General features: G+C 74.1%; 11 protein-coding genes. 2 read left to right on the top strand and 9 right to left on the bottom strand.

What is annotated here, in order from left to right:
* Positions 1-14: 14 nt before the first annotated feature.
* Positions 15-1,736 (top strand): CocE/NonD family hydrolase, encoded by a 1,722-nt coding sequence (locus EF918_RS10530; protein ID WP_260610043.1) that lies wholly within the window; start codon positions 15-17, stop codon positions 1,734-1,736.
* Here the strand turns inward: EF918_RS10530 and EF918_RS10525 are convergent.
* The 9 genes from EF918_RS10525 to EF918_RS10485 all read right to left on the bottom strand — a co-directional run bounded on the left by EF918_RS10525 (position 1,701) and on the right by EF918_RS10485 (position 13,461).
* Positions 1,701-2,780, bottom strand: a complete 1,080-nt coding sequence (locus EF918_RS10525; RefSeq protein WP_125644095.1) for a glycosyltransferase family 2 protein — start codon at positions 2,778-2,780, stop codon at positions 1,701-1,703. The genes EF918_RS10530 and EF918_RS10525 overlap by 36 nt on opposite strands.
* A gap of 80 nt (positions 2,781-2,860) precedes the next feature.
* Complete coding sequence (locus EF918_RS10520) at positions 2,861-4,093, bottom strand: ATP-grasp domain-containing protein (RefSeq protein WP_125644093.1); 1,233 nt, start codon at positions 4,091-4,093, stop codon at positions 2,861-2,863.
* On the bottom strand, positions 4,086-4,898 hold the full coding sequence (locus tag EF918_RS10515; RefSeq protein ID WP_260610041.1) for a PIG-L deacetylase family protein: 813 nt from the start codon (positions 4,896-4,898) through the stop codon (positions 4,086-4,088). Before EF918_RS10515 ends, EF918_RS10520 begins: the two co-directional genes overlap by 8 nt.
* Positions 4,895-6,928: an NAD-dependent epimerase/dehydratase family protein gene (locus tag EF918_RS10510; protein WP_125644091.1), complete on the bottom strand. Its 2,034-nt coding sequence runs from the start codon at positions 6,926-6,928 to the stop codon at positions 4,895-4,897. Before EF918_RS10510 ends, EF918_RS10515 begins: the two co-directional genes overlap by 4 nt.
* A 92-nt stretch (positions 6,929-7,020) precedes the next feature.
* On the bottom strand, positions 7,021-7,758 hold the full coding sequence (locus tag EF918_RS10505) for a hypothetical protein (RefSeq protein WP_125644089.1): 738 nt from the start codon (positions 7,756-7,758) through the stop codon (positions 7,021-7,023).
* Between the two features lie 7 nt (positions 7,759-7,765).
* Positions 7,766-8,800 (bottom strand): arginine beta-hydroxylase, Fe(II)/alpha-ketoglutarate-dependent, encoded by a 1,035-nt coding sequence (gene vioC, locus EF918_RS10500; protein ID WP_125644087.1) that lies wholly within the window; start codon positions 8,798-8,800, stop codon positions 7,766-7,768.
* 105 nt (positions 8,801-8,905) lie between these two features.
* The gene (locus tag EF918_RS10495) at positions 8,906-10,891 is read right to left on the bottom strand and encodes an amino acid adenylation domain-containing protein (RefSeq protein ID WP_125644085.1); all 1,986 of its coding nucleotides are present in this window, start codon (positions 10,889-10,891) and stop codon (positions 8,906-8,908) included.
* Positions 10,888-12,048, bottom strand: coding sequence for a capreomycidine synthase (gene vioD, locus EF918_RS10490; protein ID WP_125644083.1), 1,161 nt, complete (start codon positions 12,046-12,048; stop codon positions 10,888-10,890). The genes EF918_RS10495 and vioD overlap by 4 nt, the downstream gene beginning before the upstream one ends.
* Positions 12,049-12,069: 21 nt before the next feature.
* Positions 12,070-13,461 (bottom strand): KamA family radical SAM protein, encoded by a 1,392-nt coding sequence (locus tag EF918_RS10485; protein ID WP_125644081.1) that lies wholly within the window; start codon positions 13,459-13,461, stop codon positions 12,070-12,072.
* A 488-nt stretch (positions 13,462-13,949) separates the two neighbouring features.
* On the opposite strand from EF918_RS10485, the gene EF918_RS10480 reads away from it, so the two are divergent.
* Positions 13,950-14,269, top strand: a 320-nt coding sequence (locus tag EF918_RS10480; RefSeq protein ID WP_148141224.1) for a helix-turn-helix transcriptional regulator, incomplete at its 3' end; no start/stop codon positions are given.

The following is a 14,269-nucleotide window of genomic DNA, read 5'->3' as shown; positions in this document are numbered from 1 at the left end:
GGGTGCGAATTGTTGTGGATCACGATCTGAAAATACCCGTGCGCGACGGCGTGTTATTGACCGCCGACCTCTACCGGCCCGACACCGCCGACCCCGTTCCGGTCCTGGTGCGCCGCACTCCCTACGGGAGGTCCGGCGCCCCGGGCGGCGCCTCCGTGGACGGGCTGCGCCTGGTCCGTTCCGGGTACGCCCTGCTGGTGCAGGACGTCCGCGGCCGGTTCGGCTCCGGCGGCGGGTTCGAGCCGTACTGGCACGAGGGCGCCGACGGCGCGGACACGGTCGCCTGGGCCGTCGCGCAGCCCTGGTGCGACGGCTCGGCGGGCCTGTTCGGGCGGTCCTACGAGGCCATGGCCGCGCTGCTCGCCGCGGCCGAACGCCCGCCGGGCCTCCGCGCGATCGTCCCGCACGTGGCCGGATCGGGCTTCGACGAGGGCTGGACCCACCAGGGCGGCGCCTTCCAGCAGGGCTTCGTCCTGTACTGGGTGCTCTACGACCTCCTGCTGGAGGGGGCCGGGCTGACCGGGGCCGAGCGGGCCGAGGTGGCCGACGCCGTCGACCGGATCGAGGAGCTCTACCGCGACCCGGGCGCCGCCACGGACCTGCTGGACCGGCTGGCCCCGTACTACCGCCGCTGGCGCGAGCATCCGAGCGGCGACCCCTACTGGCGGCGCGCCGCACCGCGCGCGGCGTACCCGGCGATCGAGGTCCCGGCGCTCCACCTCACCGGCTGGTACGACATATTTCTCGTCGGCGCCCTGGAGAATTACCGAGGAATGCGGGAATGCGGAAATGCGTCGCGTCTGGTGGTCGGACCGTGGTCCCATTGCATCACCGGCGGAATATTTCCGCAGCGCCGCTACGGACTCGCCGCCGACGAGGACGAACTCGATGTCACCGGTCTCCACCTGGACCATTTCGACCGGCACCTGCGCCGCCCCGGCGGGGCCCCGGACCGGCACGACCCGGTTCGGCTGTTCCTCACCGGAGCCGACGTCTGGCGTACCTTCCCCGACTGGCCCGTCCCCGGCACCGAGGACCTCGTCCTGCACCTCGACGGCCGTCGCCTGACGGCCGGCCCCGCCCCGGCGGACCCCGGCGCCGACCGGATCCGCCACGATCCCGCCGACCCCGTGCCCACCACCGGCGGGGCCACCGCGCTGCCCGGCCAGTTCACCGGCGGCGACTGCGGGCCGCTGGACCAGCGCGCGGTGGAACGGCGCCCCGACGTGCTGTGCTTCACCGGCGAGCCGCTGACCGCGCCGCTGGCCGTCGTCGGGGACACCACCGTGACGGTCTACGTCACCCCGGACGCCGCCGGCGCGGACGTGACCGCCAAGCTGGTCGACGTCCACCCCGGCGGCCGCGCCGAGCTGCTGTGCGACGGCGTGCGCCGGCTGGAGCCGGGGGCGGGCCGGGCAGGCACCGCCCCCGCTCACACCGGTGCGGACGGTGTGGCAGGCGCGGGCGGAGACTCGGGCGCGGGCAGTGACTCGGGTGCCGGCAGTGACTCGGGTGCGGCCGGCGAGGCAGCTGAGGCCGGTGAGCCGGTCGAGGTCACCGTCGCGCTGGGGGCGATCGGCCACGTGTTCCGCGCGGGCCACCGGATCCGTCTGGAGGTCGCGGCCAGCAACGCGCCGCGCTTCGACGTCCACCCACCGGTCCTCGCCCACCACACCGTCCACCACGGCGGTGACCATCCCTCACGCCTGCTGCTGCCGCGCCTGCCCGGCGCCTGACCCACGGCCCGGGCCGGCGGTGTCGGGGTGGAAGACCGACAGGTCGGCCACCTTCTCGATCCGCCGGCCCGCCTCCCAGTGCGCCCGCCGCAGCCGCCGCAGCTGCGCCCCGGTCAGCCTCGTGCTGTGCTGCGGGATCGACCGCACCATCCGGGCCCGCTTCGCCGCGGCCGGATACCGGTCGCGCACCCGGTACGGGTCGTTGAGCAGGTGGTGGGCGGTGCCCACGTGGAAGGCCGCCTTCAGCAGGGCGTAGTACGCCGCCGCCCCGGGACCCTTGTCCCGGGCGCAGTGCACCAGGGTCCGCGAGGCCTCGAACAGCCGCCACACCACCGGCACCGCCGGCGTGGTGAACACCCCCGTCTCCTGGGCGATGCCCTCGCCCACGCCGTAGCGGAAGTAGCTGCGCATGTTGGCGAAGCCGTGCTGGGCGTCGTGGAAGATCCGCGCCTCGGGCAGGTACACCACCGGGATGCCCGCGAGCTGGAGCCGGAAGTCGAACTCCCGGTCCTCGCACCAGTGGATCAGCTCGTCGAAGTGGTAGCCGCCGATGTGGTCGACGATGTCCCGGTTGTAGATCAGCGGCGGGGACAGCGCGCTGACGTAGTCCCCCTCGTCGAACTCCCGGACCCGGGCCGTGAGCCGGCTGAGCAGCCCCTCCGACTCCCCGTACACCACCTGCCCCTTGACCACCGGCTCGGTGAGCACCGCCCGCACCATCGCGCGGACCACGCCGGGGGCGAAGGTGCAGTCGGAGTCCATCAGCAGCAGGTACTGCCGGTCCGTGGCGGCGGCGCCGGCGTTGTAGGCCGCGCCGAGATTGCCGACGTCCTCGATCTCGGTGACGGTCAGCGGACGCGGATGCTCGGCGATGAGCTTCAGCACGGCGTCGCTGGGGCCGTTCAGCGCCAGCACGATCTCGACGTCCTCGTCGACGGAGGCGATGCAGTCGGCGATCCGCAGGTCGTCGCGCAGGGCGATGATCACGGCGGTCCGGGCGATGCCCTTGTCGACCGCGGCCTCGTCCACCGGATCAGTGGTCATCCCGTTCTCCCTCGTGTCGTTCGTGTCGTTCGTGTCGGTACGGTGGGCGCCCGGAGCGCCGCGGCCCGGGCGGTGCGCGGTCATCGGGCGGTCGCCTTCAGCCGCAGGGGCAGGGCGCGCAGGGTGCGTGCGGCGATGGCCTCGGCCTCCGCCGGCCGCTCGGCGTGGGCGATCACCCCGGCCAGTACCTCGGCGCCGCCGCGGTAGGACGGCAGCTCGGTGCCGGGCTCCAGGTCGATGCCCCAGAACACGTCGTGCACCCCGGCCCGGCGGGCGACGTGCCGCGGGTCACCGACCCACTCGACCACCCCGCCGTCCGCCGGGACGAACCGCTGTACCACCGCCCTGCTGTGACGCGGCGTCAGCTCGGACAGGTCCAGCGGCTGTCCGAGGGCGAGACGGACCACGTTCGGCAGCGGGTCCACCCCGGTGGCCAGCCGCATGACCTCGGTGGCGATCCGGGCGCCGGTGATCCGGCAGGTGATCTCCAGCAGGACCACCCGGCCGTCGTGGGTGCGCAGGATGTCGGTGTTGATCACCGCCGGGTCCAGGCGCAGGGCCCGGGCCCCGCGCCGGACCGTGTCCGTGACCTCCTCGATCTGCTCACCGGTCAGCACGCTCGGCAGGGTGTCGCCGCCCTCGAAGAAGTGCGGGGCGAACTCCTCCTTGCGCCCGTACTCCCGGTCGGCGAACCCGAAGCGGTGCAGCTCGCCGTCGACCATGAAGGCCGCCAGGGTGTGCTCGGTGCCCTCCAGGAACTCCTCGACCACGATCCGCCCGCCCGGGCTGAGCCGTAGTGCCTCCTGCGCGAGGGCCCGCACCTGTCCGGCCGACTCCACCTTCATCACGCCCAGCGAACCGGTCCGGTCGCTGGGCTTGATGACCGCCGGCAGGCCGATGTCGGCGACCGCCCGCACCGCCTCGCCGACGCTCTCGGCGGTCGCGAACCGGGGCAGGTCGAGCCCGGCCCGGCGCAGGACCGCCAGCCGCCGGTCCTTGAGCGTGCAGTTCAGGGCCGTCTCCAGCGGCAGCCCCGGGCAGCCGAAGCGCCGCGCCAGCGTGCTGATCACCGGTGGGTTGTCCGCGCCCAGCGAGAACACTCCGTCGATCCGGTCGATCCCGGCGGCCGCCAGCTCGGCCAGGACCGCCACCGCGTCGTCGGGGTCGCACACCAGCAGGACGTCGGCGGCGGCCCGGGCCCGGTCCGTGGGGTGGTCGGTCACCACCACCAGCTCCCGCCGGGGCGAGCGGAGTTCGCCCAGGGAGCGGTCCATCCCGGAGCCGAGCCCGCAGACCAGCAGGCGGTCAGTCACGGCCGCCTCCCGCCGGGTCCGCCGGCGGTGGGGCGGTCGGCGGCGGGGCGGTCGGCGGCGGGGCGGCCAGGCTCAGCACCTGGAACACCTCCGCGTAGCCCGACCCGGCCGACACCGCGCCGCGGTAGCGGGCCAGGCCCTCCACGCCCTCGTCCCAGGCGGCGTGCCGCAGTTGGGAGACGTACGCGCGCATCGCCTCGACCTTGGCCCCGATCTGCCCGCCGATGTCCTCGGCGTACTGGAAGCGCGCCATCGGCGCCCACACCTCGTAGCCGAGCACCAGCCGTGGCGCCGGCATCGGCGGCCCGCCGGCCTCCTGGAAGAACTCCGACCGGGCCATCCACAGCGCCTCGACGGTGAGTTGGTGCACCATCCGGTGCTCGACGTCGTCGTCGTTGTCGTGCGGCAGGTACACCACCTGCGGCCGTACCTCGCGCAGCACCCGTACGAGGTCCAGATGGACCCGGCGGTTCAGCGCGAAGTCCCGCGAGGGCTCCTCGAACCGGATGCAGCGGTGCACACCCAGGGCCTTGGCGGCGGCCTCGGTCTCGGCGGCGAATTCGGCGTCGGTGACGGCGTCGTCGAGGGCGCTGCGCTCGCGGCCGATGACGATCACCACCGTCACCCGGGCGCCGTCGCGCACGTGCTTGGCGATGGAGCCGCCACAGCCGATCACGTCGTCGTCCGGGTGCGGGGCGACCACCAGGACGTCGGTCACCCCGGTCGTCACCCCGGGCGTCGCCACCCCGGGCGTCGCCACCCCGGTCGTCACCTCGGCCGTCCCCTCGGAGCTGCCCGCGGTCATGCCCGGGCCTCCGGCGCTTCCCCGGCCCAGCGGGCCCACGCGGCGGTGACCACGGCCGCCTCGGCGAACGGCGTGCGCGCGGTGAAGCCCAGTACCCGGCGCGCCTTGTCGTAGTCGGCGCGGGCCGTCGACCGGTACAGCTCCAGCTCCCAGTCGGCCACCGGCTCCCCGGCGGTCACGGCCGTCGGACCGCCGAGCCCGCGCAGCGCGCGGACCGCGTCGAAGAACGTGCCCCAACGCAGCTCCTCGGGGTGGCCCACGAGGAACCGCTCGCCGGCCGCCGCCTCGGTGTCCACGGCCAGCAGCACCGCCTCGGCCAGGTCGTCCACGTACACGGCGTTGCACACCCCGCCACCGCCCCCGGCCGGAAGCTGGGCGAAATCGCCCTCCGGCCGCTGGAGTTGGGCGGTGGTCCACTGGCCGCCCCACGGGCCGTGCACCACACCCGGCTGGATCACCACGGTCTCCAGGCCGTCCCCGTGCGCCTGGACGACGAGCCGCTCGGCGGCGAGCTTCTGCTGCTCGTACTCCCGGTCGGCGGGATCGGCCGGCCGGGCGGGGGAGTCCTCGGTCAGTGCCCCGGTGACGGCCGGGTCGTAGACGTCGATCGTGCTCAGGTGCACCACGCGCCGCACACCGGCGGCGCGAGCCGCGGCCAGGACGTTCGCGGTGCCCTCGACGGAGGCGGCCCAGCGGCCGTCCTCGTCCCCGGAGCTGCCGAACGCGCAGTGCACGACCGTGTCACAGCCCTCGAACGCCGCCCGCAGCGTGGTCGGGTCCAGCAGGTCGCCCTGACGGAACTCCAGGCGGTCCTGCGGCAGGACCGACAGCCGGGCGGCCCGGCCGAAGCCGCGGACCACCGGCCGGACCCGGGCCTCGGTGCCGAGCACCAGCCGCTCCACGAGCCGGCCGCCGATGAACCCGCTCGCGCCCGTGACCGCCACCGTGCGCCCGGTCAGCGCGGGGAGGTCGCCGGCCGTGGCCTCCCGGCCCCGGGTGGTCCACGGCTGAGCGGACCGCTGGTGGGCGGGGCCGCCGTAGCACTCCTGGATCAGCTCGACCACGCGGACGCCGTCCTGCGGGGTGGAGTGGACGGCCGCCGTGCCGCGCACGGCCGCCGCGAAGTTGGCGAGCTGCTCGCTGAACAGCAGCTCCCACTCGTCCTGGGCCGGGGCCACGGCCGCCACGTCACCGCGGTGCAGCTCCTGCCCGTCGGCGGTGACGAGCGTGCACTCCCCGGCGGGGAAGTCGGTGCCGATGGTCACCGTCGCCCGGGTGCCGGTGACCGTGGCGCTGATGCCGAGGTGACGCAGCCGGCTGAAGTCGCACGCCACGTCCGTGGCCCCGAACCGCAGGTGGACCCGGGCATCGGTCTCCACCCCGCCGAGGGAGTTGTCCTCGGCGCGGACCACCTCCACCTCGGGGCCGAGCCACCACAGCAGGGTGTCGAAGACGTGCGAGGCGGTGTCGGTGAGCACCCCGCCGCCCGCGAGCCGCCGGTCGAACATCGACCAGGAGACCGGCTCGTGGGCGTACGGGTGCCCCTCGGCCCAGTCGACCCGCACGACCTCGCCGAGGTCGCCGCCGTCGATGAGCCGCTTGACCCACGCGTAGGCGGGGAAGAGCCGGCGCGGGTGGGCCATGGCCAGGACGGGAGCGCCCTCGGCCGCGGCCGCCTCCGCCAGCCGGTGGGCGTCCTCGACCGAGGTGGTCATCGGCTTCTCCAGCAGGACGTGCTTGCCCGCCGCGAGCAGCGCCTCGACGATCGGGGCGTGCAGGGTGTGCGGGGCCACCACGACGGCGGCGTCGAAGGCGTCGGCGGCCTCCGCCGGATCGGTGGCGAGCACCACCTGCTCGGCGGCGGTGCCGCCCAGCTCCCGGTAGAGGGCGAGCGCGGCCTCGGCCTGCCGGGGGTCACGGTCGATCAGCGCGGTGAGCTGCACCTCGCCCTTGAGCGGGGGCAGAGCGGGCAGGTGGCAGCCACGGGCAGCGGCGCCGCACCCGACGATCGCGAGGCGTACGGGAGTCATGGTCGTCTCCAGGAGTGGAACGGAAGAGGGGAGCGGGGGAACAGAGGAGCGGGGAAGCCGGCGGAGCGGGCGGACCGGGGACCGGGGGCGGCTCAGAGGGCACGGTGGTGGACCCACACGTTGGGCTCGGCGTACGTGCCGTAGCCGTCCGCGCCGACGTGCAGCGGCACCAGGCCTCCGGGCAGCGGGTGTGCACCCGGTCCCGGCAGCGGCCGGCCGAGGAACTGCTCCCAGCGGGCGACCGGCTGACGGATCACCAAGGAGCGCTCGGCGACGCCCAGTTGCTGGGCGCCCAGCTCCAGGTGGGTGCGCAGCCACGGGTCGAAGCAGCGGCCGTCGGGCAGCCGCCAGGCGGCGTAGTCGTCGAGGGCGATCAGCGGGTAGTGCGGCTTGCGGGTGGGCCGGACCGGGATGATCACACCGCGGGGGGCGTGCTCCGCGGCCCGCCGGCGAACCTCGGTGAGCAGCCGTTCGGCGTGCCCGGCCGCCCGGTGCGCGGGATCCACGGACACCGACAGCATGCACACGGCGTCGGCCCGGTCCGGCGCTCCGTGGTCGACCGCCTCGACCAGCACCTCGTCGCTGCCGCCCGGCAGCGACGAGGGGGCGCCGTCCCAGGCGACCGGCAGCCCGTTGGCCGCCGCGACCAGGTGCCCGTCCCCGTCCACCAGACAGAGCTGGTGGGCGGGGTAGCGGTCGTACATGCCGTGCCAGCGCCAGTTCCCCGGGGACTCCCAGCTCATGAACGCCGGCATGTTGGAGCCGATCAGGGCGTCCACGGCGGGCAGCAGCCACGGGTCCCGGGACAGGTCGGTGAGGGTGAGGGACACCGGCGCGTCAGCCCAGCAGCCGGGTCCGGGCGGTGGCCCGCATCTCGCGCGAACGCCGCAGGTCCGAGGTCACGCACACCCGCTTCAGCCAGCGGTCGGTGCCGTCGTAGCGGGCCTGGAACGGCAGCCGGCCGTGGACGGCCCGGTGGTTGTCGATGAACAGGACGTCGCCCTGGTCCGCCACGACCTCCCGCATCGCGGCGTCCACCACCTTGAACAGGGCGTCGTAGGCCCGCCGGGCGTCGGTGTCGTCCTCCGGGACGGAGGTGAAGTACGGGTCCAGACGCATGTACGGGTCGAGGCGCGACCCGTAGAGCAGCGGGCCGAGCGGCCGCTCGTCGATCATGCGCTGGATGGTGGCGAACCGCGCCGCCTCCTCCTCGGAGGCGATGGTGTTGTTCTTCGGCAGGTGCGACTCGTCGGGCGCGATGTGGAAGCGCGGCTCGAAGAGGATGTCGATGTCCTCGGCGGACAGCGAGGACAGGTCCAACTCGCCGACCGTCGTGGGCACGTGGTCCGGATTGCGCAGCGCACCGAGGATCAGGTAGTCGCTGCGGTACGGGTGGAACGCGTCCTCGGTGTGCCAGGTCAGCAGCTCCTTGCTGCCCATGCCGAGCTGGTCGTTCTCGTGCGCCCGGATCGGGAAGATGTCGTGCACGAGGTGGCCGTCCTGCTGGGTGGCCCACCCGAACGGCTCGCCGAGCAGGGCCGCGTAGAGCATCAGCAGGAGCTCCTCGGGGAACTCCGGGCCGGGCCGCTCACGGCCGCGCCAGTGGCCGGGGGTGGGGCCGATGCGGTCCTGGTCGAAGTCGTGTCCGCGGACCACGACATGGCCGTGGCGGTCGGCGAGCTTGAACTCGCGCAGGAAGTGCTGCAGGCCCTCGGGCAGCCGGGCGGCCAGCCGGGGCAGGTCGCGCAGCAGGGCGGGATCGCCGAAGGACGGGTACCGGGAGGCCAGTTCGAGGCAGAGGTCCGCCACGGCGGCGGCCTCGTCGGGCGTCAGGGTGTAACCGGGCGTGGACTGGTCGGTGAGGTTCGACATGCCAACTCTCGCTGAGTGGTCGGTGATGGTTGCTGCTGCCCGCGGCCGGCCGGAGCCGGGCCGCGGGCCCTCGGGTGGTGCGGGTGGTGCGGGTGGTGCAGGTGGTCAGGTGGTCCCGTGCGCCGGGTCCTGGGCGCCGGGCAGCGCCGCGGCGAGCAGCCGAGGCGTGGGCGCGGCGAAGAGGGCGCTCGCCCGGAGGCCGGTGGCATCGGGGCGGACCTCGCGCAGCCGTGCGAGCAGGCGCATGGCCAGCAGGGACTGGCCGCCGTGGTCGAAGAAGTTGTCGTCGGGGCCGAGGGCCGGGTGGCCCAGGACCTCGCGGAAGAGCCCCAGGACGGTCCCCAGCGGCTCGCCGAGGGAGGCCCCGTCGGAGCCGTGGGCCGAGGCGGCCGTGTCCTGGGGTGCGCCGACCGCGTTCCCCGGCGGGGCGACCGTGGTCCGCGCCGGGCCGGCCGGAGCCGGTGTCGAGGCGGCCGCCCAGGCCGCCAGCAGGCGCTTGTCGATCTTGCCGTGCGGGTTCTTCGGCAGGACGGCGACCCGGTGGAGCACCCGGGGCACGGCCCAGTCCGGCAGCTGCGCCTCCAGGGGCGCCACCAGTGCGTCCCGGTCCGCACCCGTCAGCCGTACGGCCTCACCGGGCAGCGGTGCCGACGCCGGATCGGTGGGCACGGTGAACGCCCACAGGACGGTGCCGGTCGCGGGGTCGGGGAGGACCACGGCCCGGTCCACCCCGTCCGCCTCGCACAGGGCGCGCTCCACCCGGGCCGGTTCCAGTCGGTGTCCGCGGATCTTGATCTGGTCGTCGACCCGGCCGAGGAAGACGAGCTGCCCGTCGGGGTCGATCCGGCCCAGGTCGCCCGTGACGTACACCCGGGCGCCGGGCTCGGCGGCGTACGGATCGGGGACGAACCGCCGGGCGGTGGCGTCCTCGTCGTCGAGGAAGCCGCGGGCCAGCAGGGGACCGCCGATGTGGATCTCCCCGGTCTCGCCGTCGGGCACCGGGCGGCCGTCGCGCCGGACGCTGATCTGCACGTCCCGCAGCGGTGTGCCGAGCGGTACCTCGTCGGCGTCGTCCGGCAGCCGTCCGGTGTAGAACGTGGAGCTGACGGTGCATTCGGTGAGCCCGTACACATGGGCGAGGGCGGCGGGCCGGTGCTCCTGCCAGGCGCGGTACGGCTGCGGGTCCATCCGCTCCCCGCCGACCACCACCAGGCGCAGGGACGCCGGGGTGGTGGTCCCGGAGGTCTCCAGCCAGCGGGCGTACTCCAGCCAGTACTGGGTGGACAGTTCCACCACGGTGGTCCGGGTCCGGGCCAGGGTGACGTGGAGCTCCTCGGCGTCCAGGGCCCGGGTGTCGTCCCGGCAGACCACGGCCGCGCCCGCGGCGAACGCCGGGAAGACCTCCTCGATCAGCACGTCGAAGCCGAGCGAGGCCACCTGGAGCCAGCGGTCGTCGGGGGTCAGTTCCAGCCGCTCGGCGACGGCGGTCGCGAAGCGGCCCAGGGCGTCCCGTTCGACGACCGTCCCCTTGGGCTGCCCGGTGGAGCCGGAGGTGAACAGCACATAGGCCACGTCCGCCCCCTCGGCCCCGGCGCCGGGCCGGGGCAGTGCCCCGGTCGGGCCGCCGTCGCCCTCCGCCGCCGGCGGGACGTACGCGCCCTCGGGCGCGTGGCCGCCGTCGCCCAGCCAGACCGCGGCGGCGGTGCGGCGGACCAGTGCCGTGCGGGCGGCGGCCGGGAGCCGGTCGTCGAGCACGGTGAAGCCCGCGCCGGCCTTCAGCGCCGCCAGCATCCCGAGCACCGTACGGGCGGGGTCGCCGAAGGCCAGGCCCACCAGCCGTCCGGGGCCGGCGCCCCGCGTCACGAGCGAGCCGGCCCAGGTGTCGGTGAGCCGGTCCGCGTCCTCGTAGGTCAGCACCCGGTGCGGGGTGACCAGCGCGGGCCGCCCTGGATGCTCCCGCACCGACCGCTCCCACAGACCGACCACATCGGCCCCGGCCACCTCGGCCCCGACCGCGCCCCCGGCCGGGGACCCGGCCCCGGTCACGGCCCCGGTCACGGTCGCGCCCCCGGCGCCGGTCGCCCCGCTCATCGGCCCGCCCCGCGGCCGCGCAGGAAGTCCGACAGGCCCGCGAGGCCGGCCAGGAAGGACTCCTCCGGGCCGCCGAAGCCCAGGCGGGCCCCGTGCGGGGCGCCGAAGGCCGTGCCGGGGACCAGCAGGGTGCGGTGCCGGGCCAGCAGGTCCAGGCAGAACCGTTCCACCGCCTCCGGCCCCGCCCCGGCCCGCTCCAGCTCGCGGAAGACCGGCAGCGCGCACACGCCGCCCTCCGGCGGGATCCACCGGACCAGGTCCTCGTGCTCGGCCGTCCACGCCGTCAGGTGGGCGAGGTTGCGCCGGGCCTCGGCCGCCCGCGCTCCGATCAGCGCGTCGGCGTTGCGCATGGCCCGTTCGGCGATCAGCTCGACCAGCGGCGACAGGAACAGCGTGGTCCGGTCGCGCAGCGGGAAGGTGGCGGTGAGCAGGGGCTTCGGGGCGATGGCCCAGCCCACCCGCAGGCCGGGCAGGCCGAAGGTCTTGGAGAAGGTGCCGTAGGAGACGGTGTCGCCGCCGTCCGCCGCGGGATCGGGCAGCACCTCCCAGCGGTGCGCGATCTCGGCGGTGGCCGCGTCCCAGACGAGCGTGGCGCCGGTCTGCGCGGTCCGCTCCGTGAGGGCCTTGAGGCCCTGGGGGGAGAGGGACACCCCGGTCGGGTTGTGCGGGAAGTTGACGATCACGGCCGCGGTACCCGGCGTGACCAGGCCGGCCAGCACCTGCGGGTCGATCTCCCCGTCGCGGACCGCCGCCGCGGGGAGCTCGGCGACGTCGCACCCCGCCGCCCGCGGATAGTGGCCGAGCGAGTGGTAGATGCCCTCCTGGACGACCACCCGGTCGCCCGGGTGCAGCAGGGCGCTCAGGGTCAGCGCGATGGCCTCGCTGGAGCCGTGGGTGACCAGCACCCGGTCGGCGTCGCCACCGGCGTACCGGTCGGCGATCGCCGCGCGGATGCCGGCCCCGCCCTGCGAGACGCTGTCGTCCATGACGATCTCGTCGAGGTCCGCGGCCGGGATCCGGCACAGGTCGCGTATCTCGGCGAAGGTGTACGGGTGGACGCCGCTGGAGCTGATGTCGTGGATGTCCGGACCGAGGTGCCGGCGGTACCACTCCTCCAGTACCGGAGGGTCTTCACGCCGTGGACGGAGACTGCTCATGGCTGTGCAACTGTCCCTTCTCTACCCCTGACGGGTTTCCCGCCACCAGCGCTGCCCGGAGAGCGGGAGCGTGTCGATGGGGTCGTAGTAGTGGTACGAGCCGCTGTGGGCGTCCGGGTCCGCCGCCTCCAGCGGGGTGAGGTAGCTCTTGCTCCAGTGCGAGACGCCGAGTTCCCGGTCGTAGGCGTCCGCCTGGTCCACCCACCGCTTGCCGGCCATCGGTACGTCGCACACGATGCGCGGGGTGGCGAACCCCGGCAGGTAGCCCATGATCTGACGCTGGATCAACTGCGCGCTGTGCAGCGGCACCCGCCAGTGCTCGGCGTTCGGGATCATGTCGCACATGTAGAAGTAGTACGGAGTGATGCCGGCGTGGTCGGTGAGCGCGAAGCACAGGTCGAGCAGGTCGTGCGCGCTGTCGTTGACCCCGCGCATCAGCACGCCCTGGTTGCGCACGTCGTGCAGCCCGGCCCCCAGCAGGCCCCAGGCCGCGCGGGCCACGCCCGGGGTGACCTGTTGCGCGGCGTTGGCGTGGGTGTGCAGCGCGATGCGCACGCCCCGGGACCGGGCCTTGGCCGCGACCCGCTCCACGCCGCGCAGCACCAGGTCCGAACTCCAGTGCTGGGGCAGTCCGATCAGCCCCTTGCTCGCCAGCCGGATGTCGCGGACCGACTCGATCTCCAGCAGCCCGTCCACGAAGCGCTCCAGCCGCGGCCAGGGCATGTTCGCCAGGTCGCCGCCGGAGACGACCACGTCCCGGATGCCGGGGGAGGTGCGCAGGTGGGCCAGGATGCGGTCGGCCCGGTCGGCCGGTTTGAGCTGGAGCTTGTTCTTGGTGACCTGCGGGGTGGAGTTGCCGACCAGGTCCATCCGGGTGCAGTGCCCGCAGTACTGCGGGCAGGTCGACAGCAGTTCCGCCAGCACCTTGGTCGGGTAGCGGTGGGTGAGCCCCTCCACCACCCACATGTCCTGCTCGTGCAGCGAGTCGCGGCTGGCCATCGGGTGCGAGGGCCACACCGGGTGCCGGTCGGAGAAGACCGGCAGCATGTAGCGCCGCACGGGGTCGTCGTAGAAGGCCTTGGTCAGCTCGCCGGGGCGGGCAGCCGAGGCCTCCGCGGCCATCGTGTTGATCATCTGGGGCGGCAGCAGCACCGACATGGTGGCCCGGTGCAGCCGGTCCCGTTCCCAGTCCTCGTAGAACTCCTCGTCGAGCAGGTCGCCGACGACCGCGCGGAGCCCCTTCGGGTCCTTGACGCAGTGGGCGCGCTGCCACTGCGGATCGGCCCACTGCGCCTCGGTGACCTCGCGCCAGCCGGGGAAGCGCCTCCAGTCGGGTTCCACCAGCGGACGGCTCCGGTACGTGTAGGCGGCTTCGAGGGCCGCTGATTCCGTCTGGCTGCGTGCTGTGTCCACCAACCCGCCACCCAATCCCGTCGGTTTCGGCCGTATCGCCTGACGCCAACCGATCTTGCAGAGCCGCGGCGTTGTACACGAGGGCAGGTTGTACGGGGCGCCGGCGGTGTACGCCCCTGTACAACCGCACGCCGAAGGCGCAGAGTTGTACGGGCTCGTGTACGGGGTGCTGTACGGAAGTGACCTTGTACAGTCCGCTGCCGTACGGCGGAAGCGGAATGCCCGGGGTGTGGTCGTTGGCCCGAGGTGGTCGGCAAGGAGCCGAAATCGGACGACCCGCGCGGGAAGTGGCCGGAACCCCTCAGCTGACGATTGATCGATTTGTCAGAGGCATGTACCAATGTCCGAGAGATCCGGTGCGGAGGCTTCCGGTCGCCCTCGGGGCCTCCGGCCCGGTGCACCGACCCGGCCGCACGCCGTCGACCAGGTTGTGCGGGCCGGACGGAACATGCGCTTCGTTCGACACAATCGATCAGCAGGGGAGAAGCATGCCCAGGCCAGAGCGGTTACTGGACCCCACGGCAGGTCCGCTGGAGCAGTTCGCCCACGAACTGCGCCTCCTGCGGAAACAGGCCGGGAACCCCTCGTACCGGACCATGGCCAAACGCGCCCACTACTCCGTCGCCACCCTCGCCGAGGCGGCCCGCGGACTGCACAAGCCCTCCTTGAAGGTGACCCTCGCCTACGTGGCCGCCTGCGACGGCGACCCCGAGCCGTGGACCCGCCGCTGGTACCGGCTCAGCAGCGAACTGGAAGGACGTGACAGCCCCGCCCGCGGCCAGCCGCCCGCCCCCGGACTGGTCCCCAC

This window comes from Streptomyces sp. WAC06614 (genome assembly GCF_003949795.1).
Lineage (GTDB): Bacteria > Actinomycetota > Actinomycetes > Streptomycetales > Streptomycetaceae > Streptomyces.
Note: the sequence above shows the minus strand (reverse complement) of the source record. Positions and strands in the feature narration are given on the sequence as shown.

What these genes read in the sequence shown, in the direction of transcription:
- EF918_RS10525 (WP_125644095.1), bottom strand. Translation starts at nt 2,780, where the DNA reads ATGACCACTGATCCGGTGGACGAGGCCGCGGTCGACAAGGGCATCGCC.
- EF918_RS10515 (WP_260610041.1), bottom strand. Translation starts at nt 4,898, where the DNA reads ATGACCGCGGGCAGCTCCGAGGGGACGGCCGAGGTGACGACCGGGGTG.
- EF918_RS10510 (WP_125644091.1), bottom strand. Translation starts at nt 6,928, where the DNA reads ATGACTCCCGTACGCCTCGCGATCGTCGGGTGCGGCGCCGCTGCCCGT.
- vioC (WP_125644087.1), bottom strand. Translation starts at nt 8,800, where the DNA reads ATGTCGAACCTCACCGACCAGTCCACGCCCGGTTACACCCTGACGCCC.
- EF918_RS10495 (WP_125644085.1), bottom strand. Translation starts at nt 10,891, where the DNA reads ATGAGCGGGGCGACCGGCGCCGGGGGCGCGACCGTGACCGGGGCCGTG.
- vioD (WP_125644083.1), bottom strand. Translation starts at nt 12,048, where the DNA reads ATGAGCAGTCTCCGTCCACGGCGTGAAGACCCTCCGGTACTGGAGGAG.